This window comes from Tsukamurella ocularis, from assembly GCF_965138335.1.
Taxonomy (GTDB): domain Bacteria; phylum Actinomycetota; class Actinomycetes; order Mycobacteriales; family Mycobacteriaceae; genus Tsukamurella; species Tsukamurella ocularis_A.
Genome location: NZ_CBCSDV010000002.1, coordinates 268,225 through 294,093, shown reverse-complemented (window position 1 = coordinate 294,093; position 25,869 = coordinate 268,225). Strand labels below are relative to the sequence as shown.

At 72.2% G+C, this 25,869-nt stretch carries 28 protein-coding genes; 13 read left to right on the top strand and 15 right to left on the bottom strand.

The window, feature by feature from the left end:
* The first annotated feature begins 98 nt into the window (after positions 1–98).
* The 3 genes from ACNAYW_RS04080 to ACNAYW_RS04070 all read left to right on the top strand — a co-directional run bounded on the left by ACNAYW_RS04080 (position 99) and on the right by ACNAYW_RS04070 (position 3,183).
* Positions 99–788 (top strand): TVP38/TMEM64 family protein, encoded by a 690-nt coding sequence (locus tag ACNAYW_RS04080; protein ID WP_415848472.1) that lies wholly within the window; start codon positions 99–101, stop codon positions 786–788.
* 147 nt (positions 789–935) lie between these two features.
* Positions 936–2,699, top strand: a complete 1,764-nt coding sequence (locus tag ACNAYW_RS04075) for an HNH endonuclease signature motif containing protein (protein ID WP_415848471.1) — start codon at positions 936–938, stop codon at positions 2,697–2,699.
* A gap of 232 nt (positions 2,700–2,931) precedes the next feature.
* Positions 2,932–3,183 (top strand): hypothetical protein, encoded by a 252-nt coding sequence (locus ACNAYW_RS04070; RefSeq protein WP_415848470.1) that lies wholly within the window; start codon positions 2,932–2,934, stop codon positions 3,181–3,183.
* On the opposite strand, the gene ACNAYW_RS04065 is transcribed toward ACNAYW_RS04070, so the two are convergent.
* Together ACNAYW_RS04065 and ACNAYW_RS04060 are read right to left on the bottom strand one after the other, a co-directional pair.
* Entirely contained in the window at positions 3,180–3,872 is a 693-nt protein-coding gene (locus ACNAYW_RS04065; protein WP_415848469.1) for a phosphonatase-like hydrolase, read from the bottom strand. The two genes, ACNAYW_RS04070 and ACNAYW_RS04065, sit on opposite strands and share 4 nt — an antisense overlap.
* Positions 3,869–4,633 (bottom strand): GntR family transcriptional regulator, encoded by a 765-nt coding sequence (locus tag ACNAYW_RS04060; RefSeq protein ID WP_415848468.1) that lies wholly within the window; start codon positions 4,631–4,633, stop codon positions 3,869–3,871. The genes ACNAYW_RS04065 and ACNAYW_RS04060 overlap by 4 nt, the downstream gene beginning before the upstream one ends.
* Positions 4,634–4,788: 155 nt before the next feature.
* On the opposite strand from ACNAYW_RS04060, the gene ACNAYW_RS04055 reads away from it, so the two are divergent.
* The 5 genes from ACNAYW_RS04055 (at position 4,789) to ACNAYW_RS04035 (ending at position 9,662) form a co-directional block, all read left to right on the top strand.
* Positions 4,789–5,892: a TIGR03364 family FAD-dependent oxidoreductase gene (locus tag ACNAYW_RS04055; RefSeq protein WP_415848467.1), complete on the top strand. Its 1,104-nt coding sequence runs from the start codon at positions 4,789–4,791 to the stop codon at positions 5,890–5,892.
* A gap of 21 nt (positions 5,893–5,913) precedes the next feature.
* A partial coding sequence (locus ACNAYW_RS04050; RefSeq protein ID WP_415848466.1) for a 2-aminoethylphosphonate ABC transporter substrate-binding protein occupies positions 5,914–6,929 on the top strand: 1,016 nt, incomplete at its 5' end.
* Complete coding sequence (locus ACNAYW_RS04045) at positions 6,926–8,014, top strand: ABC transporter ATP-binding protein (RefSeq protein ID WP_415848465.1); 1,089 nt, start codon at positions 6,926–6,928, stop codon at positions 8,012–8,014. The genes ACNAYW_RS04050 and ACNAYW_RS04045, both read left to right, overlap by 4 nt.
* Positions 8,011–8,871 carry a 2-aminoethylphosphonate ABC transporter permease subunit gene (locus ACNAYW_RS04040; protein WP_415848464.1) on the top strand — a complete coding sequence of 287 codons (861 nt, stop codon included), beginning with the start codon at positions 8,011–8,013 and terminating at the stop codon, positions 8,869–8,871. Before ACNAYW_RS04045 ends, ACNAYW_RS04040 begins: the two co-directional genes overlap by 4 nt.
* Entirely contained in the window at positions 8,871–9,662 is a 792-nt protein-coding gene (locus ACNAYW_RS04035; RefSeq protein ID WP_415848463.1) for an ABC transporter permease, read from the top strand. The genes ACNAYW_RS04040 and ACNAYW_RS04035 overlap by 1 nt, the downstream gene beginning before the upstream one ends.
* Here ACNAYW_RS04035 and ACNAYW_RS04030 read toward each other — a convergent pair.
* Positions 9,610–10,539: a LysR family transcriptional regulator gene (locus ACNAYW_RS04030; RefSeq protein WP_415848462.1), complete on the bottom strand. Its 930-nt coding sequence runs from the start codon at positions 10,537–10,539 to the stop codon at positions 9,610–9,612. The two genes, ACNAYW_RS04035 and ACNAYW_RS04030, sit on opposite strands and share 53 nt — an antisense overlap.
* A gap of 77 nt (positions 10,540–10,616) precedes the next feature.
* Between ACNAYW_RS04030 and ACNAYW_RS04025 the strand changes: the two genes are divergently transcribed.
* The 3 genes from ACNAYW_RS04025 to ACNAYW_RS04015 all read left to right on the top strand — a co-directional run bounded on the left by ACNAYW_RS04025 (position 10,617) and on the right by ACNAYW_RS04015 (position 13,021).
* The gene (locus ACNAYW_RS04025; protein ID WP_415848461.1) at positions 10,617–11,771 is read left to right on the top strand and encodes a TDT family transporter; all 1,155 of its coding nucleotides are present in this window, start codon (positions 10,617–10,619) and stop codon (positions 11,769–11,771) included.
* A gap of 66 nt (positions 11,772–11,837) precedes the next feature.
* A complete protein-coding gene (locus ACNAYW_RS04020) occupies positions 11,838–12,437 on the top strand; it encodes a hypothetical protein (protein ID WP_415848460.1) in 600 nt (199 codons plus the stop codon).
* Positions 12,434–13,021, top strand: coding sequence for a hypothetical protein (locus tag ACNAYW_RS04015; protein WP_415848459.1), 588 nt, complete (start codon positions 12,434–12,436; stop codon positions 13,019–13,021). The genes ACNAYW_RS04020 and ACNAYW_RS04015 overlap by 4 nt, the downstream gene beginning before the upstream one ends.
* Positions 13,022–13,047: 26 nt before the next feature.
* On the opposite strand, the gene ACNAYW_RS04010 is transcribed toward ACNAYW_RS04015, so the two are convergent.
* Both ACNAYW_RS04010 and ACNAYW_RS04005 read right to left on the bottom strand, forming a co-directional pair.
* On the bottom strand, positions 13,048–14,307 hold the full coding sequence (locus ACNAYW_RS04010) for an SPFH domain-containing protein (RefSeq protein WP_415848458.1): 1,260 nt from the start codon (positions 14,305–14,307) through the stop codon (positions 13,048–13,050).
* A 25-nt stretch (positions 14,308–14,332) separates the two neighbouring features.
* Positions 14,333–14,764 carry an NfeD family protein gene (locus tag ACNAYW_RS04005; protein WP_415848457.1) on the bottom strand — a complete coding sequence of 144 codons (432 nt, stop codon included), beginning with the start codon at positions 14,762–14,764 and terminating at the stop codon, positions 14,333–14,335.
* Between the two features lie 68 nt (positions 14,765–14,832).
* Here ACNAYW_RS04005 and ACNAYW_RS04000 point away from each other — a divergent pair, with 68 nt between their 5' ends.
* A complete protein-coding gene (locus ACNAYW_RS04000) occupies positions 14,833–15,711 on the top strand; it encodes an alpha/beta fold hydrolase (protein WP_415848456.1) in 879 nt (292 codons plus the stop codon).
* A 1-nt stretch (position 15,712) separates the two neighbouring features.
* Here the strand turns inward: ACNAYW_RS04000 and ACNAYW_RS03995 are convergent, their stop codons facing one another.
* The 6 genes from ACNAYW_RS03995 to ACNAYW_RS03970 all read right to left on the bottom strand — a co-directional run bounded on the left by ACNAYW_RS03995 (position 15,713) and on the right by ACNAYW_RS03970 (position 21,174).
* Complete coding sequence (locus ACNAYW_RS03995) at positions 15,713–16,477, bottom strand: DUF4873 domain-containing protein (protein ID WP_415848455.1); 765 nt, start codon at positions 16,475–16,477, stop codon at positions 15,713–15,715.
* Positions 16,474–17,379 carry an AurF N-oxygenase family protein gene (locus tag ACNAYW_RS03990; RefSeq protein ID WP_415848454.1) on the bottom strand — a complete coding sequence of 302 codons (906 nt, stop codon included), beginning with the start codon at positions 17,377–17,379 and terminating at the stop codon, positions 16,474–16,476. The genes ACNAYW_RS03995 and ACNAYW_RS03990 overlap by 4 nt, the downstream gene beginning before the upstream one ends.
* 68 nt (positions 17,380–17,447) lie before the next feature.
* Positions 17,448–18,071, bottom strand: coding sequence for a TetR/AcrR family transcriptional regulator (locus tag ACNAYW_RS03985; RefSeq protein ID WP_415848453.1), 624 nt, complete (start codon positions 18,069–18,071; stop codon positions 17,448–17,450).
* Positions 18,072–18,107: 36 nt separating this feature from the next.
* A complete protein-coding gene (locus ACNAYW_RS03980; protein ID WP_415848452.1) occupies positions 18,108–18,929 on the bottom strand; it encodes a DUF3097 domain-containing protein in 822 nt (273 codons plus the stop codon).
* A gap of 11 nt (positions 18,930–18,940) precedes the next feature.
* A complete protein-coding gene (locus ACNAYW_RS03975; RefSeq protein ID WP_415848451.1) occupies positions 18,941–20,059 on the bottom strand; it encodes a hypothetical protein in 1,119 nt (372 codons plus the stop codon).
* Positions 20,056–21,174, bottom strand: a complete 1,119-nt coding sequence (locus ACNAYW_RS03970) for a phosphotransferase family protein (protein ID WP_415848450.1) — start codon at positions 21,172–21,174, stop codon at positions 20,056–20,058. Before ACNAYW_RS03970 ends, ACNAYW_RS03975 begins: the two co-directional genes overlap by 4 nt.
* Before the next feature lie 106 nt (positions 21,175–21,280).
* Here ACNAYW_RS03970 and ACNAYW_RS03965 point away from each other — a divergent pair, with 106 nt between their 5' ends.
* Positions 21,281–22,063 (top strand): hypothetical protein, encoded by a 783-nt coding sequence (locus ACNAYW_RS03965; RefSeq protein ID WP_415848449.1) that lies wholly within the window; start codon positions 21,281–21,283, stop codon positions 22,061–22,063.
* Between the two features lie 61 nt (positions 22,064–22,124).
* Here ACNAYW_RS03965 and ACNAYW_RS03960 read toward each other — a convergent pair whose 3' ends face one another.
* The 4 genes from ACNAYW_RS03960 to ACNAYW_RS03945 all read right to left on the bottom strand — a co-directional run bounded on the left by ACNAYW_RS03960 (position 22,125) and on the right by ACNAYW_RS03945 (position 25,869).
* Positions 22,125–23,138 carry a ferrochelatase gene (locus ACNAYW_RS03960; RefSeq protein ID WP_415848448.1) on the bottom strand — a complete coding sequence of 338 codons (1,014 nt, stop codon included), beginning with the start codon at positions 23,136–23,138 and terminating at the stop codon, positions 22,125–22,127.
* Positions 23,135–23,977, bottom strand: a complete 843-nt coding sequence (gene inhA / locus ACNAYW_RS03955; protein WP_415848447.1) for an NADH-dependent enoyl-ACP reductase InhA — start codon at positions 23,975–23,977, stop codon at positions 23,135–23,137. The genes ACNAYW_RS03960 and inhA overlap by 4 nt, the downstream gene beginning before the upstream one ends.
* Positions 23,978–24,096: 119 nt before the next feature.
* Entirely contained in the window at positions 24,097–24,822 is a 726-nt protein-coding gene (fabG1, locus tag ACNAYW_RS03950) for a 3-oxoacyl-ACP reductase FabG1 (RefSeq protein ID WP_415848446.1), read from the bottom strand.
* Positions 24,823–24,885: 63 nt separating this feature from the next.
* The gene (locus ACNAYW_RS03945) at positions 24,886–25,869 is read right to left on the bottom strand and encodes a VWA domain-containing protein (RefSeq protein ID WP_415848523.1); all 984 of its coding nucleotides are present in this window, start codon (positions 25,867–25,869) and stop codon (positions 24,886–24,888) included.

The window sequence follows — 25,869 nt, the reverse complement described above, 5'->3', positions numbered from 1 at the left end:
GCGCACACGCACGGCCGCGCACCCGCCGTCGCGTCACAACGGCGTCCGAGAACCCACGTTAACCGATTGCGCTTGCTACGCCCCAGTAGGGTCGTCCCGTGGGTGCCAACGAATCTCGGATCCGGCCCGGTGACCGCGGACTGGTGGTCCGAGCGGTCGTCGGCGGCGTCGTGATCCTCGGGCTCGTCGCCCTCGGCATGCTGCTGCCGCACCCCGGCGCGGCCACCGTTCGGGCCTGGGCGGATTCGACCGGGCCGTGGTTCCTCGCGCTGTTCTTCCTCGCCCACACCGTCATCACGGTGTTCCCGATCCCGCGCACGGTGTTCACGGTCTCGGCCGGTTTCCTGTTCGGTCCGGTCGTGGGGATCGCGGTGTGCATGGCGGCGTCGACGGTGGCGGCGTCGATCGCCTTCCTCGGGGTCCGCGAGATCGACCGCCGGCACCCGTCGCGCGTGATCGCGCGGGCCCGGGAGCACCGGGCGTACGCGCCGATCGCCGCGCGGCTGCGCGCCCGGGGCTGGCTCGCGGTGGGGTCGCTGCGGCTCATCGCGGCGGCGCCCTTCTCACTCGTCAACTACGCGTCGGCGCTGTCCCCGGTGCGGTTCTGGCCGTACTTCGCGGCGACGGTGGCGGGCCTCGCGCCCGGCACGATCGCCGTCGTGCTGCTGGGCGACGCGCTGACCGGCGCGTCGTCGCCGTGGCTGGTGGTGATCAGCGGCGTTCTCATGGCGACGGGCATCGCCGGCCTGCTCCTCGACGCCCGCATGCCCGCAAGGCCTGAAGCTTGATTGTCGAATCCGCAAGTAATTGAGCTTGCAGCGATCGCCGGGCGTCGTCGCCCTGCCGCGCTGACTCGTAGAAGATTCGAAATGTCGTACGAGAAAGTCCTTGTCAAGACCTATTATTGTTCGATTCAACAATATAGAATAGAAAGTATGAACTACTCGGACGATGCGTTCACCCTGGGCAGGCGGCTTCTCAACCCGCTGCCACCGATGGTCGGCGGTGCGGTGTGCGGGTTGAGTGCGGCGGGCGCGCTGTCTCGGTTGCGCGTATTGACGGTCGCGCAGAATCGGTTGGAGGCGGAGCGGTCCGCCGTGCTGACCAGACTGTACGAGCTGCGCGATGATGCGCGGCGGGTCCAGGAGGAATCCTCCCGGCGATTCGTCGACGACTGGGACGAATTGCTCGCGGAGGTCGGTGCCGCGCTCGGAACCGGCCGCAGTGCCGCGGACGCGGCGGTCCACCGTGGACTGGATCTGCGCGAGCGCCATCCACGGATGTTCGAGTTGTTCGCCTCCGGGAAGGTGTCGCTGCCGTTGGTGCGGGAGGTGCTGCGCGCGTCGGCGGCCGTCCTCGACGAGGAGGTCGCCCTGGTCTTCGATGAGCGGATCAGCGACTGGCTCGCCGCCCGCAGCGGGCAATCGCTCTCGGTGCGGGCGGTGGCGGACGCAGCGAAGAGTGTCCTGGTCCGGCTCGACCCCGCCGCGGCGCGCGAGACACCCCCGACACCGCCACGGGAGCACCTCGAGTTCCATGCCCGCACGGACGGGCTGGTGGACCTCGAAGCGGTGATGCCGAAGGAGCAGGCGCTCCGCTTGTCCTCACTGGTCGGTCCGGTCGCGCAGTCCGTGTGCAGGGACGACGGCCGCACCCTGGGACAGCGTCAGGTCGCCGCGCTCGTCGCCCTGACCGAGGGCTACGAGAGCCTGGCCTGCCTGTGCGGCAACGAATCGTGCGACCTGCGCGCGGCCCGTCCGAGGACGGGTGCGGTGTCGCAGGAAATCCGGGCCCTGGCCGTGATCGTCCTCAACGACACCGACCTCGCGGATGTCATGGCCGACCCCGCTGACGTCCACGACGACGATGCGACCCCGCCCGAACCCGACCTGTTCGCGCCCGAGCCCGACACCGACGCTGACGCGAGCGATCCCGACTCTCGCGTCGAAGCGGGCCGCGGAGCGGTCCTCCTGACCGAGGATCCGGGCATCACGGGGCCGGTCACCGTCGAACAGGCCAGGAAACTGATCGCCGCCACGCAGACGCAGTGGCGGGTCCTCGGCCGTCGTGACCCGGCGAGCGGCGAGGTCCACGCCCGCGGCGCCGGAGGCTACCGGCCCACCTGGTACCAGCTACTGGTCATGCGCCTGACCTACCCCGCCTGCGTCTTTCCCGGCTGCAGCGTTCCCTCCGATCGCTGTCAGGCCGACCATGTCACCGAATTCGACCACCACGATCCCGCCGAAGGCGGGCCGACGACGGTGGCGGGCCAAGGCACCGCGGGGAACCTGGTACCCCTGTGCGGATTCCACCATCGCATCAAGACCGAAACCGGATGGCTCTCCGACCTGCTACCCGACGGCACCGTCGAATGGCGGCACCCCGCCGGAGGGGTCCACACCGTCCCGCCCGGTACTGCCCGGCAGCTGCTCCCCGGACTCGAGAAGATCATCTGGGACGCGCCCGAACCAACCGGGCGACCGAAACCCAAGAACCCCGACGGACTGGCCACCGCCGCGAAACGGCGCGCGAAGGCCCGCCGCGCCCTCCGCGCCCAGATCCAGCTCTTGCGTGAGGAACACCGCGAACACCGCACCACCGAGGCGGAGGCGCGTGCCCGGGAGCGGGAACGCTCCGAGGCGCACGCGGCCGGATTGGCGTACGACGACACCGCGCCCCTCCGACCGCCACCGTTCTAGTTCACGACATCCCCAACGTTGGCGCGGTCTTGACCGGCTTGAGGTCGAGGCCACGAATGGCGACCACGAGACTGGCGGTCGTCACCGTGCGTGAAGAGGATCTGCGGGTGGTCAACCGTGGCGGGCTCTCTCGTCCAACGCCGGCGAGTGAAGCGTTGACGAATCTCGACGGGCCGGGGCACACCCCGAAGCCGGGCGGCCCGCCTCAGTAGCATCGACACATGGGGCGACGATGACTCCCGAATCCGAGGCCTTCCTGAGGATCAAGCTCACCGCAGATGACGGTGCGCCGTTCACCGTCATGTTCGAGCCGAGTGGGATGACCTACGACCTCGATGGTGGCGGGTTCATGTTCGCCGACGTCGTGGACCCGTTCAGCAACGTGTTCGAACTGGTGAATTGGCAGGGCGGAGTGTCCATCTGGGCGTCCGGGGTTGTGATCACACGCGATGCTGACGGCAAGGAACTGCACCGACTCAACTAGGACATGTCGAGGAGTCCCGGAATATCGACGACGCCGCCGAGGACGTGATCGGCGCCGGCGTCCGAGAGCACCTGCGGGTCGGCCTTGCCGGTGAGCACACCCACGGAGACGGCACCGGCGTTGGTGGCGGCCTGCACGTCGACGGCGGTGTCGCCGGCGGCGAGCACGCGGCGGACGTCGCGGACGCCCGTGCGCTCCATCGCGCGGTGGATCATGTAGGGCGCCGGGCGGCCGGCGGCCACGTCGGAGGTGGTGACCACGGCGTCGACGACGGCGTCGGCACCGTCGCCGATCGTCCAACCGAGCGCAGCGAGCAGCGGGAGGGCGACGGCGTCGTCGAATCCGGTGGTGAGCGCGACCTTGATCCCGCGCCCGCGCAGCGCGGCGAGCGCGGCGGGCACGCCGTCGATGGCGGTGGGCGGGGTCGCGGCGTACGCCTGCTGCAGGCGCTCGCGGAAGCGCGCGAAGCCGGCGTCGACCCGCTCGGGGGTGGGCCCGACGCCGCCGAGGCGGAGCAGGTTGGTGATGGCCTCCACCTTGTCGGTGCCCATCCACACCTGCAGATCGGCCTGCGCGACGGTGGCCCCGCCGTCCTCGACGGCGCCGCGGAGCGCCTCGTAGACGGCACCGCCGTCGTCGATCGTGGTGCCCGCCATGTCCAGCGCGACGAGGTCGATCGGGGCGTTCATGCATCTCTCCTGACGGGGACGGACCGCAGCGCCGGGCTCGGCGCCGCGAAGAGTCGGTTCTCGACGATCACGGTGGTCACGCCGGGCACGTAGCGGTCCTCGGCGTACTCGACGACGTCGCCGGCGGCGTCGGTGGTGGTGCGGCGCACCCGCAGCAGCGGCGCGCCCTCCGGCAGGCCGAGCTGCGCCGCGTCCTCGGCGGTCGCGGCGACGGCGTCGATCTGATGGGTGGAGGCGTAGAGGTCGGCGCCGGCGTCCAGGAGGAAGCGGTTCACCGAGCCCGAGTCGGGGTCGAACTCCATGAGGCGCTTGCCCAGGGCCCAGACGAAGTACATGGTCTCGCAGAGCGCGGGGGCACCGTCGAGCGTGCGGACGCGGCGGAGCTCGAGGACCGGCTCGCCCGGCTCGACCTGGAGGCGCTCGGCGACGTCCGGGGACGCGGGCACGCGCGCCTGAAGGGTGGTGCGCTGGCCGGGTTCCCGGCCCTGTTCGCGAGCCCAGGCGGTGAACGAGCCGAGGGCGCTGGCGCTGTGGCTCGGGACGTTGCGGCGGACGATGGGCGAGCGGCCCTGCCCGCCGACGATCAGCCCCTCCGCACGGAGGGTGGCGAGCGCCTGGCGGACCGGACCACGGGAGGTGCCGAACTCCTCACACAGGAGCGCCTCGCTCGGCGCCTGCTCGCCCTCGGGCCAGCGACCGGAGGCGATGCGCGCGCGGAACTCCGCGGCGAGGCGTTGATGAAGGGGATGAGCTGCAACCACACCACTGAGTATACAAGTGGAAACTCAACCCGCCCGGCCTCACGGTGAACAACGCATGAACGGCCGCAGTACCTGGATGTACAGACGGACAACTTGTATAGACATCATGCGTCCTGTCTTGCCAAGCGGTGCGCCGGGGAGCCACGCTGAGTGCCATGAACACCGCAACGGACGTCCTCGTCGTCGGGGCCGGCGTCGTCGGCCTGGCGCACGCCGTCGAGGCCCTCGAACGCGGCCTGACGGTCACCGTCGTCGAGCGCGACAGCCGCGCCGTGGGCGCCTCCATCCGCAACTTCGGGCACGCGTGCGTCACCGGGCAGTCGGGCGACCTCGCCGATCTCGCTCACCTGGCCCGCGAGCGCTGGCTCGACCTCGACGGGCGCGCGGGCCTCGGTGCCCGCGCCACGGGCGGCCTCGCGGTCGCGCGTCACGCCACCGAGCTCGCCGTCCTCGAGGAGCTCGCCGCCGCCCGCCCCGACGAGGTCGCGCTGCGGACCGCCGACGAGGTCCGCGCCGAGCTCCCCGGTGGCGGCGCCGACGTGGCGGGCGGCGCGGCGCTGCTCGCGGACCTGCGGGTGGACCCGCGGGTCACGGTCGCCCGCCTGGCCGCCTGGCTCGATGCGCAGCCCGGCGCGGACGTCCGATTCGGTACCGCCTACCTGGGCTTCGACGGTACGCGCGCGCACACCAGCCGCGGGCCGATCGAGGCGGAGCGCGTGATCGTCTGCGTCGGGCACGATCTCGATCACCTGTATCCCAGCCTCGCCGAGGAGCACCGGGTCCAGCGGTGCGCCCTGCAGATGGCCCGCGCCGCGGACCCCGGGGCCGACGTCACTCCCGCCGTGCTCACCGCCACCTCGCTGCTGCGCTACCCCGCCTTCGCCGAGACGACCGCCGCAGCCGCGCTCCGCACCCGGATGAAGGAGGACCGGCCCGACCTGCTCGACATCGACGCGAACATCATGTTCACCCAACGCCCCGACGGCACCCTGCTCATCGGCGACTCGCACCACACCGAGCGGACCGTCGACCCGTTCCTCGACGAGGCCGTCACCGAGACGCTCCGCGCCGAAGCCGCCCGCGTCCTGGGCGTCGACGGGTTGCGGATCATCGAGCGCTGGCAGGGCGTCTACGCCTCCAGCTCCCTGCACCCCTACCTCGTCGCCGAACCGGAGGAGCGCCTCAGCGTGCGCATCGTGACCTCCGGCGTCGGCATGACCATCGCCCACGGCCTCGCCCGCCGGCACTTCCCGACCTGACCCGACCGACACCCCGCCNCNCCCTCTCCGCGCTCACGGCCGCGGCCGCGGTCTTCGCGGTCGCCGCGTGCGGCGGCACCGGCGGCGGCACCGGCTCCTCGGACACCGTCACCGTCTACAGCGCCGACGGCCTCGGCGACTGGTACAAGGCGGAGTTCGAGGACTTCACCAAGAGCACCGGCATCAAGGTCGCGCTGGTCGAGGCCGGCTCGGGCGAGGTCGTCTCACGCGCTCAGAAGGAGAAGGCGAACCCGCAGGTGGACGTTCTCGTCACCCTGCCGCCGTTCATCCAGCAGGCCCAGCAGCAGGGCTCGCTGGCGAAGTCCGGGATCGACACCTCCGCCGTGCCCGCCGAGCTCAAGGCCGCCGACGGCAGCTACGTCGCGGTGGTGGGCAACTACTTCGCGATGATCCGCAACACCGCGGCGCAGCCGAAGCCCGCCGACTGGGCCGAGTTCACCGGTCCGGCGTTCGCGCAGAAGATCCAGTACTCGACGCCCGGCAAGGCCGGCGACGGCACCGCGCTCCTGCTGCTCCTGCAGCACGTGATGGGCAAGGAGGCCGCCCTGAAGTACCTCGCGGACCTGCAGCCGAACAACGTCGGACCGTCGACCTCCACGGGCAAGCTCGGCCCGAAGACCTCCAAGGGCGAGCTGACGGTCGCGAACTCCGACGTGCAGATGGCGCTCGCCGCCATCGCCGCCGACAAGGTGGCCTACGAGGTCTTCTACCCGACCTTCCAGGGCAAACGCACCACGCTCCCGCTGCCGTACTACATGGGCCTGGCCGACAAGGCGCCCCACGCCGCGAACGGGACCCGGCTCATGGAGTTCCTGCTCTCGAAGGACGTGCAGCAGAACGTTCCGGCCCGCGCCTGGGGCGCGCCCGTCCGCTCCGACGTGACCGCCTCCGGCCCCCAGGCCGACGCCTTCCGCGCGGCCCTCGACGGCGTCGAGATCTGGTACCCGAACTGGGACGAGGTGCTCGGCGGGCTGGACGCCGACATCAAGGCGTACGAGAAGGCGACGGGGCAGTGACCGCGCCGAGGAAGGACACCGCAGCCGCGTCCGTGCGGGGCCTCGACGACGACGCCGTGGACCGGAGGGTCCGCCGGACCGTGGCCGTCGGCGTCCGGAACGTGAGCGTCACGTACGGCGAGACGGTCGCGCTACGGGACTGCAGCTTCGACGTCGCGCGGGGCGAGACCGTGGCGCTCCTCGGCCCGTCCGGCTCCGGGAAGTCGACCGCGCTCAAGGCGATCGCCGGATTCGAGCGGGTGTCGTCGGGCACCGTCACCATCGACGGCCGCGACGTGACGCACCTGTCCCCGGCCAAGCGCGGGATCGGCATCGTGGTGCAGAGCTACGCCTTGTTCCCGCACATGACCGTCGCGAAGAACGTCGCCTTCGGCCTGAAGTCCCGCGGCGCCGATCGGTCGACGATCGCGCCGCGCGTCGCCGAGGTGCTCGGGATGGTCGGGATGGCCGACTACGCGGACCGGCTGCCGCGGCAGCTGTCCGGCGGCCAGCAACAGCGCGTCGCGATCGCCCGCGCCCTCGCCACCCGCCCCGACGTCGTGCTGCTCGACGAGCCGCTCTCGGCGCTCGACGCCGGGATGCGCAAGGACATGCTCGGCGAGCTGCAGCGCCTGCGCGCCGAACTGCCCGACGTCGCGATGGTCTACGTCACGCACGACCAGAGCGAGGCCCTCGCGCTGGCGGACCGTGTCGCGATCATGCGCGACGCCCGGCTCGAGGCGATCGGCACCACCGACGAGCTCTTCCACCGCCCGCCCACGCGGTTCACCGCGACCTTCCTCGGCGGGGCCGACGTCCTGCCGGGCGGGGCGCTGCGCACGTCGCGCCCGCTGCCCGACGGCGACCACCTGCTCGCGGTCCGGCCGTGGGCGTGGCGGTTCACGCGGACTGCACCGTCGAACGGCCTGCGGGTGACCGTCGAGCAGCAGCAGTGGCGCGGCGCCGTCCGGCACGTGACGGCGCGGGTCGCCGACACGGGCGAGAGCATCGGCGTCGACGTGCCGGTGCTGACCGAGGCGCCGCTCACGGCGGAGACGCTGTGGGTCGAGGCGGACCCCGCCGACGTCATGGTGGTGCCGCTGTGACGGCCGTACTCGACGCGCCGCCCGCGCCCCCGGCGCCGCCCGCCGGCCCGTCCTTCGCGGTCCCGCGCTGGGTGTGGGTGCTGCCGCCGGTCGGGTTCATCCTCGTCGCGGTCGTCTATCCGCTGGTCGGGATCGTCGCGCGCACGTTCACGGACAAGGCGGAGCGACCTGCCGGGTTCGCGACCTGGCGCGAGACCCTCACCGACGGTGCCGTGCTCAGCGCCCTGGGCACCACGGTGAAGGTGGCCGCGCTGTCGACGGCCGGCTGCCTGGTCGCTGGCACGTTCCTCGCGCTGGTGCTGGCCTTCGTGCCCTTCCCGGGCGCGGCGGCGGTCGGGCGGCTGATCGAGGTGGTGGTCTCGTTCCCGAGCTTCCTCATCCCGCTCGCGCTGGGCGTGCTGCTGGGCCCGGTCGGCGTGGCGCAGGCGCTGGGGGTGCCGACGGGGTCGTTCACGACCTCCCTGTGGGGCGTGGTGCTCGCGGAGATCGCGTTCTACACGCCCTTCGTGGTGCGGCCGATGCTCGCCGCGTTCGGCCAGTTCCCCGCGGTGCAGATCGACGTGGCGTCGTCGCTGGGCGCGGGGCCGCTGCGGATCATCGCCCGCGTCATCCTCCCCGCCGTGCTCCCGGCGCTCGCCGCCGCGGGTTCGCTGACCTTCCTGCTCACCCTCAACGAGTTCGGGATCGTGCTGTTCACCGGGGCCAAGGACGTGATCACCGTGCCGATGCTCATCTACACCCGATCGATCGTGGGACAGGACTTCGCCTCGGCGGCCGTCCTCGCCACGGTGCAGCTGCTCATCTCCATCGGCGCGTACGTCGCGTACCGCCTGCTCATGAAGAAGGGAGTGCGCTGATGCTGGTGCGCAATCCGGCCGCGCGGGTCGCCGTCTGGACCGTCTTCGCGGTCGTGCTGCTGGCGCTCGTGATCACGCCGATCGCCGTCACGGTGATCACGGCGTTCAGCGCGAGCTGGACGTCGGTCCTGCCATCCGCTCTGACCACGGACCACATCGCCGAGGTCTTCACCCCCGAGAACGCGGCGAGCATCGGTGTCTCGGTGCAGACCGCGGTCCTCGCCTCGGCGATCGCCGTCGTCGCCGGCACCTGGGCCGCGCTGGCGGTGCCGGGCCTGCCCGCGCGGCTGCGCGGCGCGGTCGACGCCTTCTTCCACCTGCCCGTCGCGGTGCCGTCGGTCGTGGTCGGCCTCGGCGTGCTCGTGGCCTTCTCGGCGCCGCCGCTGGTGTTGGGCGGCACCCCGTCGATCGTGATCCTGGTGCAGGCGATCCTGGTCTTCGCGTTCGCCTATTCGATGGTCTCGGCCGCGGTCTCGCAGCTGGATCCGATGCTGGACAAGGTGGGCGGCTCGCTCGGGGCGTCGTCGCTGCGGCTGCTGCTGACGGTGCGCCTGCCACTGCTGCTGCCGTCCATCGCCGCGGCGGCGGGCCTCTCCGTGGCGCTGTGCATGGGCGAGCTCGGAGCGACGATCATGGTCTACCCCGCGTCGTGGCGGACGCTGCCGGTCACGGTGTTCACCCAGTCCGACCGCGGTGACCTGTTCGGCGCGGCCGCGAACACGATGTTCCTCGTGCTGGTCACCGTGGTGATCCTGGGCGTGCTCTCGGCGTTCCGGCGGCGCGCCCGCTAGCGACGGCCAGGAGAGTATCGACCACCTCGCGCGGTGCGGCGTCCTTACGCCGCACCGCGCGCAGGCGTCGGTGCAGGTCGACGCCCTCAGTGGGGATCTCGACGAGGCGCCCGTCGCGCAGCTCCGCGGCCACCGCGAGTTCACTGAGCACCGCCGCCCGCCCGCCCGCGGCGACCATGATCTTCACGGCGGCGTTCGTGCCGAGCGCGATCGACCTCGGGTCGGGCGCCAGGCCCACCCGCCGCAGCGCGGCCTCGAGGGCGTCGCGGGTGCCCGCCCCCGGCTCGCGGGTCACCAGCGGCAGTTCCGCGAGCTCGGCCGCGGTCAGGGGCCGGTCGTCGCGGCGTCGCGCCAGCCGGTCCCCGGGAGCTGCGACCAGCACCATCCGGTCGGTCCGGACGGTGCGCGAGGCGAGGTCGTCGGGCACCGTCGGGCCCTCGATGAAGCCCAGGTCGGCGACGTGCGCGCGGACGTCGGCGATGACGGCGGCGGAGTTGCCGACGGTGAGGTGCACGGGCTCGTCCGTGTGCACGCGCAGCCGGGCGAGCCAGGCCGGCATGAGGTATTCGGCGATGGTCTGACTGCACGCGATGCGGACGGTGTGGTCGAAGCGCAACGCCTCGGCGCCGGTCTGCAGCGCGTCCATCGCGGCGGTCACGGACCGCGCCCACTCGGTGACAGCGGCACCCTCGGGCGTGAGCTCGGCGCCCCGTGTCCGGCGGTCCAGCAGGTCGAGCCGGAGTTGTCGTTCGAGGTGGCGCAGGCGGGAGCTGGCGCTGGGCTGGGAGATCGAGCACTCGCGCGCGGCGGCCGAGATCGAACCCAGGTCGGCCACGGCCACCAGGAGGCGGAGCGATTCGACCGACGGCGTTTCCATAGCCTCATTCTATGGGTAGATAGGCGCCCTGTGGGTTCCGGGCGCGCCGAGGCCGGGACAGAGTGGTCAGCATGCACATGACGACCACGGAAACCCGCGACGCCCGACCCGCCCGGGCCGGGGTGCTGCGCGATCTTCGCAGCCCGTGGGAGGCCGTCTCGAACCTCACACCGAACTGGTTCGCGTCGGTCATGGGCACCGGCATCATCGCGAACGCGGCCGTGGGTCTGCCCGTGCAGCTGCCCGGCGTGCGCACTGCGGCCGCCGCGGTGTGGGTGGTGGCGGCGGCGCTACTGGTGGCGCTCACCGCCGGCACCGTCGCGCACTGGATCCGGTACCCGGCGTACGCCCGTCGCCATCACCGCGACCCCGTGATCGGCAACTTCTACGGCGCGATGGCGATGGCGTTCCTCACCGTGGGCATCGGCGCGGTGCTGGTGGGCCGGGACTGGATCGGCCTGACGGCCGCCCTGATCCTGGGCACCACCCTCTGGGTCGTCGGTTCGGCACTGGGACTGTTCTTCGCCCTCCTGATCCCCGTCCTCATGGTCCGCGGCGGTCACTACCGCCGGGACGACGCCTTCGCGGGCTGGCTGATGCCGGTCGTCTCGCCCATGGTGACGGCGGCCGGCGGCGCGGTGCTGCTGCCCTACGCGACCGGGGGCGTCGTGCGCACGTCGCTGCTGTGGTTCAGCTACGGGTGCTTCGTGTTCACCCTCATCACCTCTCTCGTCGTCCTGCCCGCGGTGATGCTGCGCCTCCTGCGCGGCCCTGCCTGGGCTCCCGCGATGGTCCCGACGGCGTGGATCGTGCTCGGCCCGCTCGGGCAGTCGATCACCGCGGCGAACGGCCTCGGCGCCACCGCCCACCTCGCGGTGGGCGACGACCTGGCCGCCGGCCTGCAGCGCTTCGGCACCGACTACGGCTGGACCGTCACGGTCGCCGTGCTCCTGTGGACGTCCGTGGCGCTCACCCTCACCGCCCGCACGGCCCTCGGTACGCCGAACGGCCTGCCGTACGCCCTGACCTGGTGGTCCTTCACCTTCCCCGTGGGCACCTGCGCCACCGGATTCAGCGCGATGTCGGCCGCGACCGGCGCCACCGGGTACGCCGTGCTCGCCGTCGTCTACTTCCTGGGCCTGGTGACCGGATGGATCGCCGCCGCCCGGGGGACCCTGCCCCGCGCCCCCGCGAGCGGGGCGCTGCTGCGACACCCCGAACTGGCGGCCTGACCCGGGATCTCCATCGGCAAGTTTCTACCCTTGCGAGAGACCTACGCAAGCCTATACACTTGCTCGATGATCGTTCTCACGGCCGACCAGCGGGGCAGCCGCTCCGACACCGACAGGGTCGAGGCGGCACGCACGCTCCTGGCGCCCCTCGCCTGGCTCCGCCCGCCCGACCGCACGGCGGGCGACGAGCTGCAGGCCGTCACCGACGACGCCGCGGTCGCCGTGGACGCGGCCCTGGCTCTCCTCGCCGACGGGCACTGGAGCGTCGGGATCGGGACCGGGCCCGTCGAGACGCCGCTCCCCGCCCAGACCCGGGCCGGCCGCGGCCGGGCGTTCGAGGCCGCCCGCGAGGCGGTCGAAGCCGCGAAGAGTACAGCCGTCCCTCTGCAGGTCCGGGGCGTCGACGGTGCCGCGGCGGCCCGCGCCGAGGCGATCCTGTCGGTGCTCGGACTTATCGTGGGCCGCAGATCACGGGAGGGACAGGAGGTGACGGCGTTGCTGAACACGGGCATGTCGATCACGGCGGCCGCCGCGGAGCTCGGCATCTCGCGCCAAGCCGCGTCGCAGCGGGCCGCCGCGGCGGGCTGGTCGGTGGAGCCGGCGGGGCGCGCGCTGGCGGTGGAGCTGGTCACGCAGGCCGATCTCGGCGCGGGGGCGGCCCGATGATCGGGGTCGTGATCGCGCTGCTGCTCGCCGCGGCGGTCGCCGGCGTCCTCGCGGCGCGGCGGGATTCGCGCGGTACCGCCGGTCTGGTGTGGGCCGCAGTGCCGGCCGTCCTGCTCGCGGCCGCGGCCGCGGTTGCCCTGGCCGCGCCGGCGGCCACCGGCTTCGGCCTGGCGGCGGTGCGCGTCGCCGCGGTGCTGGCCGCCATGGCGGGCGGCAGCGCCCTGGTCACCGCCGCGTTCGCACTCGCCGGCGCCACCGGAGAGGACGAATCCGAGACCGATGCCGCGCCCCCGAGCGACGACGATCCTGCGCCCGACGGCGCGGACGGGCCCGGCGACGGACCCGTGCCCGCCTCGCCCCTGCGCGGCGGGCTCGCGATCGGGGTGTTGGAGCGCGCGGCGATCGCGGTGTGCGTGCTCGCGAACTTCGGCGGCGGCCTCGCGGTGATCGTCGCCGCGAAGGGGCTCGCCCGCTATCCCGAGCTGCGCCACCCCGGCGCGGCCGAGCAGTTCATCATCGGCACCTTCGTCTCGGTGCTGTGGGCCGTCGCCTGCGCCGGCGTGGCGGTGGCGCTCGGCCGCTGAACGGCGGCGGCGTCGCCGGCGCGGAGTCAGCCCTCCTGCGGCGGCACCTGTCCCGGCTGCGGCACCTCGGACGGCGCGAGGTTCTGCCAGCGGGTGTGCCCCTGGCCCAGCTGGCTCGCCGACTGGCCGGTGGGGAGCTGCGCGGCGGACTCCGCGAGGGATTCCGGCGACGACTCCGGCGCCGCGGACGCGGAGGACGCGATCGGCGCGTCGGGCACCTCGTCCTTCGTCACGACCACGGGCGCCACGGGCTCGGGCGTATCGAACCAGCCCTCCGTGTCGATGTCCGGCGCAGTGCCGGGCGCGTCCTCGGAGGGCTCGAACCGGAACACCCCGTCCGACCCGGGCGTGCCGAGGTTGCGCATGAATCCCTGGAGCGCCGCGTTGAAGTCGCTGGGCACCACCCACACCTTGTTCGCATCGCCCTGCGCCATCTCCGGCAGGGTCTGCAGGTACTGGTAGGCGAGCAGCTCGGGCGTCGGGCGCCCGGACTTGATGGCCGAGAACGTGGTCTCGATGGCCTTCGCCTCGCCCTGGGCCTCCAGGTACGCGGCGGCGCGGCGGCCCTCGGCCCGCAGGATCTCGGCCTGCCGGTCGGCCTCCGCGGCGAGGATCGCCGCCTGCCGCTCGCCCTCCGCCAGGAGGATCCGGCTCGCCTTGTCGCCCTCGGCCGACTTGATCGCGGCCTCCCGGTGGCCCTCGGCGGAGAGGATGGTGGCCCGCTTCTCGCGGTCGGCCTTCATCTGCTTCTCCATCGACTCCTGGATCGACGGGGGCGGGAAGATCGACTTGAGCTCGACCCGGGCGACGCGCAGGCCCCACCGGGACGTGGCCTCGTCGAGCACACCGCGCAGCTGGCCGTTGATCTTCTCGCGCGAGGTCAGCGTCTCCTCCAGCGTCATGCCGCCGACCACGTTGCGCAGCGTGGTCGTGGTGATCTGCTCGACGCCGACCACGTAGTTGCTGATCTCGTAGACCGCCGCCTCGGGCCGGGTCACCTGGAAGTACACGACGGTGTCGATGTTCACCGTGAGGTTGTCCTGCGTGATCACCGGCTGGGGCGGGAACGAGACCACCTGCTCGCGCAGGTCCACCCGCGCGCGGACCTTGTCGACGAACGGGATCAGCAGCGCCAGCTGGCCCGACACCGTGCGCGTGTACCGGCCGAGCCGTTCGATCACCGCGGCCTGGGCCTGCGGCACGAGCACCAGGGACTTCACCAACACGACCACCGCCGCGAGGATCAGTACGAGGAGTACGACCAGTCCGATTCCTATGCCCTCCATGGATCTTCCTCTCCTAGGTCTTCGGTCAGCTGTCGACCACGACGGCGACCGCGCCGTCGATCTCGACGATGGTCACCTCCACGCCCACGGCGATCGGAGCGCCGTCGTACGGCGTCCGCGCGGACCATTCCTCCCCGCCGATCAGCACGCGGCCGGCCTCGCCCGAGACGGACTGCAGCACAGTCGCCTTCATGCCGGGGAGCGATTCCAGGTACGACGGTGCCTCGCCCCGCCGGTTCTCGACGTACCGCCGCAGCGGGGGGCGCGCCAGCAGGAGCAGCAGCACCGACGAGACGGCGAAGACGACGCCCTGCGCCCACATCGGGAGGTCGAAGAGGCCCGTCGCTCCGGCGGTGACGAGCGCCCCACCGCCGAGCATGAGCAGGGTGAATTCGCCGGCCGCCGTTTCCGCCACGGCCAGCAGGATCGCGCCGATGAGCCAGAGCGCTGCTGCCATACCTCGATCCTGCCAGAAACCGGACATCGCCGACGAGCCCCGTCGGTGCGCGTCGCTAGCCTGGGCCCATGACACACACCCAGGGGCGGAGTCGGTACCTCACCACGCGGGACGGCCGGCGGCTGCACGCGGCGGAATCCGACGGGCCGGACGGCGCACCGACCGTGGTCTTCGAGGCGGGCGCCGCCGGCACCCGCTCGTCCTGGGGCGCGGTGCAGCCGCGGGTATCGGCCTTCGCGACCGCGGTCGCCTACGACCGGTCCGGGCTCGGTCGCAGCGAACCCGACGCCGCCGGCCGTACGTTCGGCCGGATGGCCGACGACCTGAACGACCTGCTCGACGGCCTCGCCGACGGCGACGACACCCGGTTCGTGCTCGTCGGCCACAGCCTGGGCGGGGTGATCGTGCGCCTGGCCGCATCGCGTCGGCCGGAGCGGGTGGCCGGGCTCGTCCTGGTCGACCCGTCGGACGAGGCGGCGGAGGACATGTTCCGCGGCAACGTCGAACGGCGGATGGCGATCACCACGGCGATCATGCGGGTCGCGGCGCGCACCCCGCTCCCGCGCCTGCTGGGCGGCATCGCGTTCCGCGGCGCCCCCGCGGACGTCCGGGCCGACCTCGCCCGCGAGGCGGCCACCCCGCGGGCCGTCGACACGATGGCCCAGGAGCTGAAGACCTTCTATCCGGAGCTGCAGTCGTGGCAGCAGGGCGCGCCGGACCTCGGCGACCTTCCCGTCACAGTCATCTCCGGCGCGAAGAGCGGGGGCCTCGGGAAGGCGGTCCGCGCACGGGTCAACGAGGCGCACGCCGGGCGCGCCGCGGCCTCGCCGACCGGACGGCACGTCGTGGCCGCGCACTCGGGACACAACGTCCCGCTGACCGACCCGGAGCTGATCGTCGACGAGATCCGTCGCCTGGTCTCCGGGCCGGCCGCCGAGAAGCGCTGAGTCAGAGCGGGTACGGCGGCGCGCCGACGCCGACGAGGCGGTAGGTGCCCCACACCGTCTTGTCGGTGACCATCGCCGGTGACGCCTCTCCCCCGCCGACGGACACCGTGACGCTCCCGCGGGGCATCTTCTTGAGCGCCGCGCCGATCTCCACGTCGTCGACCGTGCCGTACCAGTGGTAATTGCCGTCGAGCGGCTCGAGGTGCCCGGCCAGCCGGACGGGCGAGACGGCCTCGTAGTCGCCGGAGCGGAGCACCGCCTCTCCGGCGTAGACGCCCTCGTCGCGCACGTGGTCGTTGGACAGATCGATCGCGTCCCGATCGGGCCGCGACGGCACGCGTCGCCCCCGGTGGATCCACCGGGCGGTCACCGGCGGCCGAGACTGCAGGCGGGTCGCCGCCTCGGTGTACATCCACCGCAGCCACGCGTCGAGCGTGTCCAGCTGGTGCTTCGAGCCGTCGGTGAGCACCAGGTTCGGCACCCCGTCGACGAGCATGCCCAGGTAGGCGCGCTCGGCGTCCGCCGGCCCGACGGTGCCGGGCGGCGCGACCCGCGGGTCCAGCGCCGGGACCTCGATCGCGGCGGTGGTCCCCGCGAGCACGACGAGGTCGTAGTCCGTCACGCCCGCCGGGGTCGTCAGCGTCCAGGCGTCGCGGTCGGGCCGGAACCGCAGGTCCGCCACGTCCGACGGTGCCACGAGGGCCCCGTCGAGCCCGGGGACCCGCGCGCCGATGACGACGATGCGCGGCTGCTCCGCGGAGGTCACGCGAGGAACCCCGCCTTCTTCCACGACCACCGCGCGAACGAGCCCATGAGGCCGACGGAGTCGAGGAACCGGCCCAGGTCGCGGAACCCGTCCTGCTTGGCCTTGATGTGGTGCGGGTTGGTGATCGCGGCGCGGTACGCGGCCTTCGCGTCGAGGCCGGCGCGGGCGTACATGCGCGGGTTGGCGAACAGCATCCGGAACCCGAAGGCGGCGCCCGCGTGCAGGTTCCCGACGAGCAGCGTCTGCATCCGGCTCCGGTCGGCCACGCCGCGGCGCGCGCCGTCCCGGGCGTAGCCGATGTGCCGCGCCTCCTCGGTGACGTGGATCTGCATGAGCCGCGCGACGATCGGCTGCAGCTCCGGGTCGTCCTTGATCTGCCGCTGCTGCGCGTCGAAGATCTCCTCGCCGACCAGCGCGGCGATCCACACGGCCTGGCCGCGGATCACCGGCGCGAGAACGTACTTCACGACGCCCAGCTGCCAGCCGCGCAGGCGGAAGGGGCGCTCGCCGACGCGGTCGATGACCTTGCCGAACATCACCATGTGCCGGCACTCGTCGCCCATCTCGGTGAGCGAGTAGAAGGCGTCGCGCGACGTGGGGTCCTTGGCGAGCAGGTCACGCAGGAGCAGGCGGTTGAGCAGGTTCTCGAACCAGATGCCCATCGAGAGCAGGTTGACCATCTCGAGGCGGGAGAGGGCGATCTGCTCCTCCCGGGTCATGCCGTTCCATATGTCCGTGCCGTAGAGGGTGCACATGTGCGGCGGCAGGAAGTACTTGTCGGGGTCGATCGGAGCGTCCCAGTCGATGTCGACGACGGGCGCGTAGGAGCGCTTGACGGAGCCGCCGAGGAGCCGGTCGGCGACCGCATCCCGGGTGCGTTCGGGCAGAGTCGTATCGGTCATGTGGCGAACGTAACACCACTGCCGGACAGTTCGCAATGAACTGTCTATTCGAGCTGTTGAGGGGCGTGTCAGGGAGCGATCGTCGCCCGCACCGGGAGCACGAAGGCCTGGGCGTACCGGCGCCCCGCCTCGACGTTCGCGCAGCTCGGACCCCGATGCTCGGGACCGTCGGCGATGCCGTCGACGGGCGGCAGCGGGGTCAGCAGCAGCGAGTGCAGCTGCCGGACGAAGTAGTCGGCGAAGGCGTGCACGTCGGCGCCGTCGCGGTACTCGCCGCGCCGGATCTCCCCCAGGAAGAAGCGCCGCCCCTGCTGCATCTGCGGCGAGTCACCGGTGATGTACGGCAACAGCAGCGCGGGATTCGAGGCGAGCACGTGCTGCAGCGCGCGGTGTTCCCGCAGGTACGCGTACGCGTAGCCGAATCCGGACGCCAGCCGCTCGTCGTTGTCGGCGATCTCGTCGGCGAAGTCGTGGATCCGCCGGTAGAACTTGTCGAGCTCACTGGCGACGAGCGCCTCCACGAGCGCGTCCTTGCCGGTGAAGTGCTGGTAGAGCGTGGCCCGCGCCAGGCGGGCGCGCTTGGCGAGCGCACCCATCGAGATCCGCGTCAGGCCGGCCTCGTCGACCCAGTCGAGCGCCGCCCGCAGGATCTGCTGCCGGGTGTCGGGTTTCGTCGTCGGGGTCGATGCCACCTGCGGATTCTACAACTGCGACCGCAAGCGGTGGGGTCAGGAATCAGGTTCGGTGACGAAGTCCACGAGCCGCTCGACGGCCCCGATGAGCGAGGCGTCGAGGTCGCGGAACGAGGTGACCGCGCCCTGCACGCGGCGCCAGCCGTCCTGCGGGGCGCCCCAGCCCAGGCGCGTGCAGGTGCCGGTCTTCCAGTCCTCGCCGCGCGGCACGTCGGGCCAGGCGTCGATGCCCACGGACGCGGGCTTCACCGCGGCCCAGATGTCGATGAACGGGTGCCCGGTGACCATCACGTACTTGCCGAGCGACTGCGTCATCCGGGACTCCTTGGAGCCCTCGACGAGGTGGTCGGCGAGCACGCCCACCTTGCGCCCCGGGCCCGGCTGGAACTCGGCGAGCCGTGCGCCCAGGTGGTCGAGTCCCTCGAGCTGCTCGACGACGACGCCCTCGACCCGCAGGTCGTGGCCCCACACGCGCTCGACGAGCGCGGCGTCGTGGATGCCCTCGACCCAGATCCGGCTGGGCAGCGCGACCCGCGCCTTCACCCCCTCGACGCGGGTCGAGCCCGACGCGCTGCGCTGCGGGCCCGACGGTGCCTTCGCCCGCGGCTTCACCAGGGTGACGGGCTTCCCGTCGATGAGGAAGGCCGCCTTGCGCATCGCGAAGACGCGGACCGCGCCGCGGCCGTCCTCGAGCTTGACGAAGTCGCCGTCGTAGCTCTTGTCGAAGCCGACGACGGCGCCGCAGAAGCCGGTGGCCGCGTCCTCGACGACGAGGTCGCGGTCGGCCGCCACCTCGGGAACGACGCGCGCCTTCTTGCTCGCGTGCCCGGCGTAGATGTCTCCATAGCTGTTCGCCACGGCGGGTGATTCTACGGCGCGGGATCCACGTAGTGCTGGAAGCCGTAGCGCGTGTGCGGGCCGATGGCTCCGAACTCGAAGAGCCCCTCGCCCTCCTCGGTGCGCCCGTCCGGGTGCCGGACGGTGCACGTCGCGAGGTACTCGACCGGCACCAGCATCGTGAGGTTCACATCGAGCTCGGAGACGCGGTAGCGCCGCCCCTCGACCTTCTCCTCGCCCTGCCACATGCCGTGCCGCCAGTCCTGGTCGAGGCCGTAGCCGGTGCCGAAGCCGAAGTGGTTGGCCGTGGTGATGCGCACGTCGACGGTGGTGGCGGCACCGTCGGCCCCCGTGAAAACGAGCCGGGCCGCCCGGGCCTGGCGGGTGCCGGGCACGAAGTCGATGTCGTGCGCGACGTGGCCCAGCCAGCGCGGCGCGGAGCCGTCGTGCGGGATCCAGGTGGCGTCCTCGACGACCGGGCGGCCGTGGACGTCATCCTGGAGGACCACGCAGACCGCGGCGTCGGCGGTGGTCAGGACGGAGTAGATCCAGAAGAAGTTGCCGGCCTCGGTCACGCGGCGGCCGGGCGGCTCGGCCTCGCCGACGGGGCGCACGCCCCACGAGCGGTCGCGGTTGCCGCGCCAGGTGCTCGCGTCGAACCTCTCGCCGTCGACGGTGAGCTCGCCCGCCCAGGTGCCGACCTGCACGAACCGCTGGGTGTCGAAGGTGACGCGCTCGAGTTGGCGGTGGAAGTGCCGCGGCTCGAGGTGCGCGGGGCCGGTGCCGGTGAACTCGAGGTCGAAGGCGAGGTCGTAGTCCGCGCCGGGTTCGAGGGTCACGCGCAGCCGGCGCAGCCCGTCGAGCACCTCGACGCGCATCGGGCCGACCGTCGTGTCGGCGCGGTCGGCGCCGAGGGCCTTGGAGGCGCGGAAGACGATCTGGTCGTCGCCGTGCCGCGCGACGGCGAAGCAGTCGACGACGCCCAGATTCGGGTAGACGCCGAGCCCCAATACGAGGAAGGGGTCGTCGGCGGTGCCGTTGTGCGCGTTGAAGTAGTAGCGGTCGTAGAAGTTGCGGTCCGACGTCGCGGGGTGGCGGATCACCTCCGCGACCTGGTGGACGGGAAAGTCGTCGAACGGCGACAGCGTCATAGGACGGTCTCCCAGTACGTGCCGGCGAGCATCTTCTCGATGCTGGCGCGGTGCAGGATCATGTCGTCGGGGTTCTCCGGCGCCACCGCGGCGCCGAAGTCGATGGCGCGGGTCTGGATCCGGTACATGATCACGCCGTGCACGATGGCCGCGTAGGCGGTGTAGAAGTCCATGTCGCGCGGCACGTGTCCGGTGCGCTCGGCGTACCGTCGCTCGACGTCCGCGCGGCGCAGGAACCCGGGCAGGCCGGGGAGGCCGGCGAGCTCGGCGAGGTCCTGGAAGAACCGGTGCAGGTAGACGAACCAGCCGAGGTCCAGCTCGCAGGGGCCGACGGTCGCCATCTCCCAGTCGAGGACGGCGACGGGCGTGTTGCCCGCCGGGCCGCCGTACATGAGGTTGCCGATGCGGGCGTCGCCCCAGGTGAGCACCTGGTCGGCGTGCCCGGGCAGGTGCTGCTCCGCCCAGTCCAGCGCGCGGTCCAGCAGCGGCGCCCCGCCGTGCTTCTCCGCGGCCCAGTCGTAGAAGGCGCGGAGCCGCCGCAGGTGCGCGCCGAGCGCCGTCTCCCCCGGCTCGGGCAGCGGGATCAGGCCCGCCGCGGGCGCCGGCACGGCGTGGATCGTCGCGATCACGTCGACGGACGCATCGGCCAGTTCGCGCAGGTCCGCGTCGGTGGACTCGGGGCGCCAGGCGCCGAAGGTGTAGGGCATGACGTCGGGCGGCACGTCGCCGTCGACCCGCTCCATGACGAGGAAGGGTGCGCCGATCACGGCGGGGTCCTCCTCGACCCACAGGCACCACGGCGCCGCGACCCCGTACGCCGCGACGTGCTGCATCACGGCGAACTGCGCGGGCAGGTCGTAGGTCGGGAAGACGGGATCGGACTCCGGCCTGGGCGCGACGCGGATGACGAGGCACCGCTCGTCGTCGCCGAACCGCACGGTCGCGAGCAGCGTCTCGCTCGACATGCCGTTCCCCTCGGGCAGGTGGAGGTCGAGCACCTCCGCGTCCGGCTCGCGCGCGGCGAACCACTGCTGCAACTGGGCACGCACCTCGTCCGGCGTGCGCTGCGAGGACGCCGGGCGGGCCTGCTCGGCGAAGGTGTCCGATTCGGTCATGCAGGTCAGGGTAGATCCATGGGGCATTTGCTAGAACATGTTTCAGAATTCTCGCCCGCGGTCGCGCATGGGCCGCGCCCGCGCGGCGGGACTAGAGTGGATGCCCATGAGCTCCCCCGTCGCCACCCTCGCCCGTCGCGCCACGGCGGGGCCCGCCCAGGGCTTCGCGGTGTGGTCGGCGGCGTGGCTGGCGGGTTCGGCCGGCACGGATGAGCTGCTCGCGGCGCTCGGCGAGTGGGCGCCGGTGCAGTCCGTCGTCGACGGCGACGTCCCCGACCTGCTCGCCGAGATCCGCGCCCTCGAGCCGCACACCGTCCGGCTGCTCCTGCCCGCGCCCGGCGACGCGCGCGGCCTACCCGCGGGCACCGACCTGGAGCAGGCCGCCATGGCGCGCGGCGAGCTGGTCCTCTTCGACGGCGCGACGTCGACGATCGCCCTGGTGCCGACGCCCGAGGCCGGCGACGTGATGCGCTGGCAGGCCTTCCTGCACGAGCCCGCGCTCGTCGATCCCGACCCCATCTCGCTCGGCGCGGCGGAGCACGCGCTGCGGGACGCCGTGCGGGAGGCACCGTCGGCCCTGGCCAGCCTGCCGCCCGCGCCCGACGCGGCGTCGGACCCGCGGGGCGTGGTGATGGAGCTGACCCGCTACCTGGGCGCGCACCGGCTGCCCCGCGGCGCCACCGAGCGCGCGCACCGCGTGCTCGACAGCGCCGGGATGGTGGAGGCGATCCTCCTGGTCGCGGGCACCGAGAACCCGTACGCCGGACTGACGCTCGCGTCCGCGCAGGGCGGCGACGCCGCCTACCGCGACCTGTGGCGCACCGTCCGCGCCGCGCGCGTCGCCGCCGTCAACGCGGTGTGCCGCGACGAACTGCGCGGAGCGTTCTGAAACCGGCGTTCAGCTGCGACACGATCGAAATACTGCGCCGCGACTGAGCTGAACACCGGTTTCAGGAGCGGACCGGCCGCCGCACCGCGGGGCAGCAGCCCTCGACGCAGGCGGCGCCGTCGACGCTGACGCCGAGCCCGCTGGACCTGCCCGCATCCGCATCGTCCACGAGGTCGGCGACCATCGCCGCGAATCGCGGATCGTGGATCGGGGTGGCGGCGCGGGCGAAGGGCATGCCCAGCTCCCCCGCGAGATCGCGCGCCTCGGTGTCGAGGTCCCAGATCACCTCGAGGTGATCGGAGATGAAGCCGATCGGCACCACCGCGACACCGGGAACCCGCTGGTCCCAGAGACCCTTGACGTGGTCGCAGATGTCGGGCTCGAGCCACGGGACCTGCGGCGGCCCGGAACGGGACTGCCAGACCACGTCGTGATCCACTCCCAGCCGGGCGGCGACGTTCGCGGCCGCGTCGCGGACCTGCCGCGAGTACAGGTTCGACACGCCGGGCGGACCGGCGTTGACGTCCGCGGCCTCCGGGATCGAGTGCGCGGTGAACACCAGCCGCGCGCCGGCGGGCACCCGTGCCAGCGCCGCGGCCGCCGCATCGGCGAAGCACTCCAGGAACAGCTCGTGATCGTGGAACTGCGGCAGCTTCGTCAGCCGCGGCGCGCCCGGGCCCACCGCGGCGAGCGCGCGGGCGATGTCCTCGTCGTACTGCCGACAGCCGGAGAAGCCGCCCCACGCGGACGTGGCGAAGACGAGCGCATCCCGCACGCCGTCGTCCTTCATGCGCGCGACCGCGTCCTCGACCATCGGGTGCCAGTTGCGGTTGCCGAAGTACACCGGCAGGTCCCGGCCGCGCCGGCCGAACTCCGCCGAGACGGCCGCGATCAGCGCGCGGTTCTGCTCGTTGATCGGCGAGACGCCGCCGAACCGCAGGTAGTGCTGTTCGACGGCGTCCAGTCGCTCGGGCGGTACGCCGCGGCCACGCACGACGTTCTCGAGGAACGGTCGGACGTGGTCGGGGTGCTCGGGCCCTCCGAAGGAGAGCACGAGGAGCGCGTCGTGGGTCACGACTGCGCGTTGATCATTTCCTCCGGGAACCAGGTGTTGTGGCTGGCACCGCCGTCGACGTACACGATGGAGCCGGTGGTGCCGGGCAGCCAGTCGGAGAGCAGCGCGCAGATGCTCTTGCCCACGACCTCCGGGTCGTCGACGTTCCAGCCGATGGGCGAGGCGCCGTCCCAGTACTGGTTGAGCATGTTGAGCTTCTTGGCGTCGTCGGTCGCGGTGCCCGAGATCGCCTTCGCGGCCAGGGTCTTGATCGGGCCCGCCGCGACGAGGTTGGAGCGGATCTTCTTGGCGTAGCCGACCTCGCGGGCGACGTAGCGGTTGACCGACTCGAGCGCCGCCTTCTGCACGCCCATCCAGTTGTAGTCCGGCATCGCGGTGCGGGGATCGAAGTCCATGCCCACGATGGAGCCGCCCTCGTTCATGACGGGCAGCACGGCGCGGGCCAGCGAGGCGTAGCTCCAGGCGGAGATCTCGAAGGACTTCGCGACGTCGGGGCCGGGGCCCTCGAGGAAGGGCACCGCGTCCGGGCCCATCAGGGTGCGGGGGGCGAAGGCGATCGAGTGCAGCACGCCGTCGATGCCCTCGGGCGCGAGCTCGCGGACCTTGTCCGCCAGGCCGCCGAGGTACTCCTCGTCGGTGATGTCGAGCGGGATCGCCGGCGGCACCTCCTGCGGGAGGCGCTTGGCGATGCGGTCGATGAGGCGGAGACGGTCCGGGATGCCGGTGATGATCACCTTGGCGCCCTGCTCCTGGGCCACCTTGGCGGCCGAGAACGCGATGGAGGCATCGGTGATGATGCCGGTGATGAGGATGGTCTTGCCTTCGAGCAGTCCGGTCACGGACGTGCCTCCTTCAGTGTGTTCGTGCTGCGTGGCTGGTTCGACGGTGCGCCGTCGGCGTCGGTCCGCAGGGCCTCGTGGCCTGCTGTTCGGGGCCTAGCGGCCTGCTGTTCGGGGGCCTAGTGGCCCATGCCCAGGCCACCGTCGACGTTGATGACGTTGCCGGAGACGTACGACGAGTCGTCCGAGGCGAGGAACGAGACCACGGCCGCGACCTCCTCGGGCTGGCCCATGCGCTTGGCGGGGATGGCCTGCTTGACGGCGGTCTCGGTGTACTCGGCGGGGAGGTCGCGGGTCATGTCGGTGTCGATGAGGCCGGGCGCGATCACGTTGGCGGTGACGTTGCGGGCGCCGAGCTCGCGGGTGACCGACCGCGCGAGGCCGATGACGCCGGCCTTCGAGGACGCGTAGTTGGCCTGGCCGGGCGTGCCCATGAGGCCGACGACCGAGCCGAGGTAGATGAAGCGGCCCCAGCGGTTCTTGAGCATGTCGCGGGTGGCGGCCTTGGTGACGCGGAAGGCGCCGGTGAGGTTCGCGTTGACGACCTTCTCGAAGCTCTCGACGCTCATGCGCATGAGCAGGGTGTCCTCGGTGATGCCGGCGTTCGCGACGACCACCTCGACGGGGCCCTGGTGCTCGGCGACGGTCTTGAACGCGGCGTCGACGGACTCGGTGTCGGTGACGTCGCACTGCACGCCGAACAGGCCCTCGGGGGCGCCGGAGCCACGGTGCGTCACCGCGACCTTGTGACCGTCGGCGGCGAGGCGCTGCGCGATCGCGAGGCCGATACCGCGGTTGCCGCCCGTGACGAGGACGGACCGGGGCGTGAATTCAGATGTCGACATGGGTGCCAACCTATCAATCACGCTCGCGACCCGGGAAATCTCCGGCCGCGCGAGTCGCCGCGGTCACGGCAGGCGCCGGTTCAAAAGCACCGCGCCCGCGGCGCCGAGCACGAGCAGCCCGGTGCCCCACAGCACCCAGATCCTCGAGTTGTCGCCCTTCTGCATCTCCCACCCGATCTCGTCGCGCAGGGTGCCGTAGGCCTCGTTGAGGTCGTTCAGCGACGAGGCGGAGAAGAACTGGCCGTCGGAGAGCTCCGCGATCTTCTTCAGTGATGCGTCGTCGACGGGGACGGGGATGTTCTGCCCCTCGATGTCGACGGTGCCGTTCGGGGTGCCGAAGGAGATGGTGGAGATGGGGATGCCCTCCTCCTTCGCCTTGCGGGCGGCGGTGAACCCGCCGCGGGGATCGTCGAGATCCGTGGGCACGGTCTGCTTGCCGTCGGATTCGAGGATGATCCGGGCCGGCGGCGCGGCGTCCTTGCCGCCGAGCACGTCCCGGATGTTCTTGATCGACTGGATGGCCGCGTAGATGCCCTCGCCGGTCGCGGTGCGCTGCGCCAGGTCGAGGTGGTCGATCGCGTTCGTCGCGAGCGACCGGTCGGGTGTCGGCGAGACGAGCAACTGCGCGGTGCCGGCGTAGGAGACGATGCCGAGGTTCATGCCCTGCGGGAGCTCGCCGACGAACTTCTTCGCGGCCTCCTTGGCGGCGTCCAGCCGGTTGGGGCTGACGTCGGTGGCCTGCATCGACAGCGAGACGTCGACGACGAGCACGACGGTGGCGCGGCTGCGCGGCACCTTGCGCATCGCCTGCGGCCCGGACAGGGCGACCATGAGCAGGACGAGGCCGATACTCAACAGCGCGATCGGCACATGCCGGAAGCGGTTGGGCCCGGGCGGCGCCACCGAGTCGAGCACGGACATGTTCGCGAACTTCAGCGCCCGCTTGCTGCGCCGCCGCTCGTTGTAGACGTACCCCGCCAGGATGGCGAGCACGACGACGATGCCGAGCAGCCAGATCGGGGTGGCGAGCGAGGTCAATCCGCCCAT

Bases quoted from the DNA above. Each gene is read 5' to 3' on its own strand.
- ACNAYW_RS04075 (WP_415848471.1), top strand. From the start codon at position 936: ATGAACTACTCGGACGATGCGTTCACCCTGGGCAGGCGGCTTCTCAAC.
- ACNAYW_RS04070 (WP_415848470.1), top strand. From the start codon at position 2,932: ATGACTCCCGAATCCGAGGCCTTCCTGAGGATCAAGCTCACCGCAGAT.
- ACNAYW_RS04065 (WP_415848469.1), bottom strand. From the start codon at position 3,872: ATGAACGCCCCGATCGACCTCGTCGCGCTGGACATGGCGGGCACCACG.
- ACNAYW_RS04055 (WP_415848467.1), top strand. From the start codon at position 4,789: ATGAACACCGCAACGGACGTCCTCGTCGTCGGGGCCGGCGTCGTCGGC.
- ACNAYW_RS04035 (WP_415848463.1), top strand. From the start codon at position 8,871: ATGCTGGTGCGCAATCCGGCCGCGCGGGTCGCCGTCTGGACCGTCTTC.
- ACNAYW_RS04030 (WP_415848462.1), bottom strand. From the start codon at position 10,539: ATGGAAACGCCGTCGGTCGAATCGCTCCGCCTCCTGGTGGCCGTGGCC.
- ACNAYW_RS04025 (WP_415848461.1), top strand. From the start codon at position 10,617: ATGACGACCACGGAAACCCGCGACGCCCGACCCGCCCGGGCCGGGGTG.
- ACNAYW_RS04020 (WP_415848460.1), top strand. From the start codon at position 11,838: ATGATCGTTCTCACGGCCGACCAGCGGGGCAGCCGCTCCGACACCGAC.
- ACNAYW_RS04015 (WP_415848459.1), top strand. From the start codon at position 12,434: ATGATCGGGGTCGTGATCGCGCTGCTGCTCGCCGCGGCGGTCGCCGGC.
- ACNAYW_RS04010 (WP_415848458.1), bottom strand. From the start codon at position 14,307: ATGGAGGGCATAGGAATCGGACTGGTCGTACTCCTCGTACTGATCCTC.
- ACNAYW_RS04005 (WP_415848457.1), bottom strand. From the start codon at position 14,764: ATGGCAGCAGCGCTCTGGCTCATCGGCGCGATCCTGCTGGCCGTGGCG.
- ACNAYW_RS04000 (WP_415848456.1), top strand. From the start codon at position 14,833: ATGACACACACCCAGGGGCGGAGTCGGTACCTCACCACGCGGGACGGC.
- ACNAYW_RS03990 (WP_415848454.1), bottom strand. From the start codon at position 17,379: ATGACCGATACGACTCTGCCCGAACGCACCCGGGATGCGGTCGCCGAC.
- ACNAYW_RS03975 (WP_415848451.1), bottom strand. From the start codon at position 20,059: ATGACGCTGTCGCCGTTCGACGACTTTCCCGTCCACCAGGTCGCGGAG.
- ACNAYW_RS03970 (WP_415848450.1), bottom strand. From the start codon at position 21,174: ATGACCGAATCGGACACCTTCGCCGAGCAGGCCCGCCCGGCGTCCTCG.
- ACNAYW_RS03965 (WP_415848449.1), top strand. From the start codon at position 21,281: ATGAGCTCCCCCGTCGCCACCCTCGCCCGTCGCGCCACGGCGGGGCCC.
- fabG1 (WP_415848446.1), bottom strand. From the start codon at position 24,822: ATGTCGACATCTGAATTCACGCCCCGGTCCGTCCTCGTCACGGGCGGC.
- ACNAYW_RS03945 (WP_415848523.1), bottom strand. From the start codon at position 25,869: ATGGGCGGATTGACCTCGCTCGCCACCCCGATCTGGCTGCTCGGCATC.